4 protein-coding genes are annotated in these 4,166 nt (G+C 71.9%); 2 read left to right on the top strand and 2 right to left on the bottom strand.

What is annotated here, in order from left to right; genetic code table 11:
* Positions 1 to 42 precede the first annotated feature (42 nt).
* Both P1P75_RS40040 and P1P75_RS40045 read right to left on the bottom strand, forming a co-directional pair.
* On the bottom strand, positions 43 to 423 hold the full coding sequence (locus P1P75_RS40040) for a hypothetical protein (RefSeq protein WP_319264620.1): 381 nt from the start codon (positions 421 to 423) through the stop codon (positions 43 to 45).
* Positions 416 to 2,032, bottom strand: a complete 1,617-nt coding sequence (locus P1P75_RS40045; RefSeq protein ID WP_319264621.1) for a hypothetical protein — start codon at positions 2,030 to 2,032, stop codon at positions 416 to 418. The genes P1P75_RS40040 and P1P75_RS40045 overlap by 8 nt, the downstream gene beginning before the upstream one ends.
* Positions 2,033 to 2,134: 102 nt before the next feature.
* Between P1P75_RS40045 and P1P75_RS40050 the strand changes: the two genes are divergently transcribed.
* Together P1P75_RS40050 and P1P75_RS40055 are read left to right on the top strand one after the other, a co-directional pair.
* On the top strand, positions 2,135 to 3,751 hold the full coding sequence (locus tag P1P75_RS40050) for a hypothetical protein (RefSeq protein ID WP_319264621.1): 1,617 nt from the start codon (positions 2,135 to 2,137) through the stop codon (positions 3,749 to 3,751).
* Positions 3,744 to 4,124 carry a hypothetical protein gene (locus tag P1P75_RS40055; protein ID WP_319264620.1) on the top strand — a complete coding sequence of 127 codons (381 nt, stop codon included), beginning with the start codon at positions 3,744 to 3,746 and terminating at the stop codon, positions 4,122 to 4,124. The genes P1P75_RS40050 and P1P75_RS40055 overlap by 8 nt, the downstream gene beginning before the upstream one ends.
* Positions 4,125 to 4,166: the final 42 nt, after the last annotated feature.

The following is a 4,166-nucleotide window of genomic DNA, read 5'->3' as shown; positions in this document are numbered from 1 at the left end:
GTCCGCCTCCGGGCGGCGGGCGGATCGGGCTGGGTGGGGCGGCTAGTCCTGGGCGAGCCAGGTGGGGTCGACGTCGTGAATGTTGGTGGCGGTGGAGGCGCGGACGGCTTCGCTGATGCCGGAGTGGCTGGCCTTGGCCTGGTCGTGGGCGGCGCGGGCTGCCGCGGCGGTGTTGTCGCCGGCGCTGGCGTAGGCGATGGCGTCTTGGGACAGGCCGGACAGCAGCGTGGACAGCTGCCGGGTTTCGGCGACGGTGTCGGGGTCGATACGGCGGGCGCCGATCTGGTCGGAGATCCGGGCGGTCTCCTTGGCTTCGGTGTCGATGTGCTGGCCCCAGGCGCGCAGGGCGTCGGCGTCGCGGACGACCTGGCGGGACAGGCTGGTGACGGCGTGCAGGAGCTGGGTGTAGGTGCTGTCAGGCATGGGTGGGGGCTCCGTCCCGGTACCAGAAGAGCTTGGCGGGCTGGGTGGATTCGCTGTCGCAGACGGCCTTGTAGATGGCCTCGTAGCGGGTGGCGACGTTGGCGAGGAGGGTGTTGGTGGATTCGGCGGCTCGCACGGACCGGGCGTTGAGGTTGTCGGCGAGTCCGGCCTGGAGGGTGGCCTGTTCCTGGAGGCGGGTGAGGGAGGCGATGAGCTTGTCGCCGCCTTCGACGGCGCGGGCCTGCTCGGCGAGAGCGGCGGCGGCCGCGGCTTGTTCCTGGGCGTGCTGCTTGAGGGAGCGGGTGGCTTCAGCCGCCTTCTGCAGGCCGGTGGCCTTCTCGGTGAGGTTGCGTTCGTAGTGCTTGACGGTGCGGATCTCGCCTCGGGTGTGGGTCTGGCCGCCGGGCAGGGTGACGTGACTGGCGTTGATGTTGTGGACGGGGATGGGCTGGGGACCGGTCACGGCGGGGTCCTCCCGGTGCTTGAGGCGGTCGGTTCGGGCGGTGTCGAGGCGGGTCTTGTCGTGGGTGGTGGTTTTGCGGCCGTCGTCCCAGCCGTCGCGGGCGCCGTCGCGGTAGGCCTCTACGTGGCCGACGAGGCGGGCGGCGCGGTGGCCGTCGCGGTAGCCGGCTTCGCGGGAGGTCTGGGTGCGCGGGGGCTGTTCCGTACGGTCCGGAGCACTGGTGGTGCCGGTGGTGGGGGTGGGGGTCTTGCCGGTCTCGTCGGTTTTGCTGGTGCTGTCGGGGGTGGTCTTGGTCGTGCCGGTGCCGGGCTTGACGTTCTTCCCGGCAGAGTCCTTGCCGGGGACGTCCCTGCCGGGGGGCGTCTTGCCGGCGCCGTCCGCGCCCGCCCCGGCGCCGTCCGCGCCCTTGCCGGTGGCGTCCTTCCCGGGGGCCGTCTTCGGAGCGTCCTTCCCGGCGGTCTTGGTCAGGTCGGCGCCGGCCCCGGCCTTCTTGGCATCGCCGTTCGCGGACGTGGACTTGCCGGTGGTGTCGGCCGGCTTGGTGTCCGCAGCACCGGTTCCGGTGCCGGGCTTGGTCGTCTTGTCCTTGGCGCTGGTGTCCGTGGCGCCAGTGGAGGGCTTGGGGGCGTCCTTGCCCGGCTTGCCTTCCTTCCCGGCCTTGCCCTCCTTGGCCGCCCCGCCCCCGCCTGCACCCGCGCTTGCGGGGCCGTTGGCCTTGGAGCGGTCGGTGCTGGCCTTGGGCGTCTTGGGGCTGTCTCCGCCCGCACTCTTGGGACCACGCCGGTCGGTTGCGGCCGGGGTGGCCTGGCCCTTGCCCGCCGCGTTGTCCGTACGCCCGCGCCCGGTCCCGCCGCCGTCCTTGCCGCGCCCACCAGCACCAGAGCCACCGGAACTGTTTCCCGTGCCCCCGCTGGAGTTCTTCTGACCCTTTCCGGTCCCGCCACTGTTGGCCTTACCGGGGCCCTTTGCGGAATTCAGTCCGGACGAATTCTGTGTCCCTCGGGGAGACGGTGCGGGGCTGTTGTTGACGGATACCTGGCGGGTTTCCTTGACCTGCGCTGCCTGGTGGCGTGCCTTCTGCACGTCCAGGCGCTTGAGGTGAATGTCGGCGCCCTTGCGCCAGCGCTCTGCGGCGGCTCGGAGCATCGTTTTGACGACGCCCTCGCGGGGCTGCTGACCCTTGCCGGTCCCGGCACCGGTGCCGGGACCGGCAAGGGTCAGCAGCCCCGCGAGGGCGTCGTCAAAACGATGCTCCGAGCCGCCGCAGAGCGCTGGCGCAAGGGCGCCGACATTCACCTCAAGCGCCTGGACGTGCAGAAGGCACGCCACCAGGCAGCGCAGGTCAAGGAAACCCGCCAGGTATCCGTCAACAACAGCCCCGCACCGTCTCCCCGAGGGACACAGAATTCGTCCGGACTGAATTCCGCAAAGGGCCCCGGTAAGGCCAACAGTGGCGGGACCGGAAAGGGTCAGAAGAACTCCAGCGGGGGCACGGGAAACAGTTCCGGTGGCTCTGGTGCTGGTGGGCGCGGCAAGGACGGCGGCGGGACCGGGCGCGGGCGTACGGACAACGCGGCGGGCAAGGGCCAGGCCACCCCGGCCGCAACCGACCGGCGTGGTCCCAAGAGTGCGGGCGGAGACAGCCCCAAGACGCCCAAGGCCAGCACCGACCGCTCCAAGGCCAACGGCCCCGCAAGCGCGGGTGCAGGCGGGGGCGGGGCGGCCAAGGAGGGCAAGGCCGGGAAGGAAGGCAAGCCGGGCAAGGACGCCCCCAAGCCCTCCACTGGCGCCACGGACACCAGCGCCAAGGACAAGACGACCAAGCCCGGCACCGGAACCGGTGCTGCGGACACCAAGCCGGCCGACACCACCGGCAAGTCCACGTCCGCGAACGGCGATGCCAAGAAGGCCGGGGCCGGCGCCGACCTGACCAAGACCGCCGGGAAGGACGCTCCGAAGACGGCCCCCGGGAAGGACGCCACCGGCAAGGGCGCGGACGGCGCCGGGGCGGGCGCGGACGGCGCCGGCAAGACGCCCCCCGGCAGGGACGTCCCCGGCAAGGACTCTGCCGGGAAGAACGTCAAGCCCGGCACCGGCACGACCAAGACCACCCCCGACAGCACCAGCAAAACCGACGAGACCGGCAAGACCCCCACCCCCACCACCGGCACCACCAGTGCTCCGGACCGTACGGAACAGCCCCCGCGCACCCAGACCTCCCGCGAAGCCGGCTACCGCGACGGCCACCGCGCCGCCCGCCTCGTCGGCCACGTAGAGGCCTACCGCGACGGCGCCCGCGACGGCTGGGACGACGGCCGCAAAACCACCACCCACGACAAGACCCGCCTCGACACCGCCCGAACCGACCGCCTCAAGCACCGGGAGGACCCCGCCGTGACCGGTCCCCAGCCCATCCCCGTCCACAACATCAACGCCAGTCACGTCACCCTGCCCGGCGGCCAGACCCACACCCGAGGCGAGATCCGCACCGTCAAGCACTACGAACGCAACCTCACCGAGAAGGCCACCGGCCTGCAGAAGGCGGCTGAAGCCACCCGCTCCCTCAAGCAGCACGCCCAGGAACAAGCCGCGGCCGCCGCCGCTCTCGCCGAGCAGGCCCGCGCCGTCGAAGGCGGCGACAAGCTCATCGCCTCCCTCACCCGCCTCCAGGAACAGGCCACCCTCCAGGCCGGACTCGCCGACAACCTCAACGCCCGGTCCGTGCGAGCCGCCGAATCCACCAACACCCTCCTCGCCAACGTCGCCACCCGCTACGAGGCCATCTACAAGGCCGTCTGCGACAGCGAATCCACCCAGCCCGCCAAGCTCTTCTGGTACCGGGACGGAGCCCCCACCCATGCCTGACAGCACCTACACCCAGCTCCTGCACGCCGTCACCAGCCTGTCCCGCCAGGTCGTCCGCGACGCCGACGCCCTGCGCGCCTGGGGCCAGCACATCGACACCGAAGCCAAGGAGACCGCCCGGATCTCCGACCAGATCGGCGCCCGCCGTATCGACCCCGACACCGTCGCCGAAACCCGGCAGCTGTCCACGCTGCTGTCCGGCCTGTCCCAAGACGCCATCGCCTACGCCAGCGCCGGCGACAACACCGCCGCGGCAGCCCGCGCCGCCCACGACCAGGCCAAGGCCAGCCACTCCGGCATCAGCGAAGCCGTCCGCGCCTCCACCGCCACCAACATTCACGACGTCGACCCCACCTGGCTCGCCCAGGACTAGCCGCCCCACCCAGCCCGATCCGCCCGCCGCCCGGAGGCGGAC

This window comes from Streptomyces sp. ID05-39B, from assembly GCF_033794725.1.
GTDB lineage: Bacteria > Actinomycetota > Actinomycetes > Streptomycetales > Streptomycetaceae > Streptomyces > Streptomyces bobili.
This window is presented reverse-complemented; position numbering and strand designations above follow the sequence as displayed.

What these genes read in the sequence shown, in the direction of transcription:
- P1P75_RS40045 (WP_319264621.1), bottom strand. Translation starts at nt 2,032, where the DNA reads ATGCTCCGAGCCGCCGCAGAGCGCTGGCGCAAGGGCGCCGACATTCAC.
- P1P75_RS40055 (WP_319264620.1), top strand. Translation starts at nt 3,744, where the DNA reads ATGCCTGACAGCACCTACACCCAGCTCCTGCACGCCGTCACCAGCCTG.
- P1P75_RS40050 (WP_319264621.1), top strand. Translation starts at nt 2,135, where the DNA reads ATGCTCCGAGCCGCCGCAGAGCGCTGGCGCAAGGGCGCCGACATTCAC.
- P1P75_RS40040 (WP_319264620.1), bottom strand. Translation starts at nt 423, where the DNA reads ATGCCTGACAGCACCTACACCCAGCTCCTGCACGCCGTCACCAGCCTG.